Source organism: Peribacillus sp. SIMBA_075 (genome assembly GCF_046534585.1).
In genome coordinates, this window is record NZ_JAWRYN010001417.1 from 1 (window position 1) to 243 (window position 243).

Genomic DNA, 243 nt, shown 5'->3' on the forward strand with positions numbered 1-243 from the left:
ATCCACTTCATCTTTAGTTAGTTTCATAGTTTTGGATGGTTGTGTCATGGTCAACTCGCTCCCTGTTTAAAAACTTTGTCATTGCCACAGTAACTCCGGAGTTTGCTTGCACCTCGACTTCATCCATTAATGTTTGCATCAAATATAAACCAAGACCTCCTTCTGCCAATTGATCCACCGTATGAGCAGATGTATAAGGCCCTAGTCCTTCCTGCTTTTGCTTAAAGTCAAAGCTACCGCCTT

The 243-nt window shown here is 42.0% G+C and carries 1 protein-coding gene; it reads right to left on the reverse strand.

The window, feature by feature from the left end; all coding sequences use genetic code 11:
* Positions 1–13: 13 nt before the first annotated feature.
* Positions 14–243, reverse strand: a 230-nt coding sequence (locus SB775_RS33020; RefSeq protein ID WP_410865509.1) for an ATP-binding protein, incomplete at its 5' end; no start/stop codon positions are given.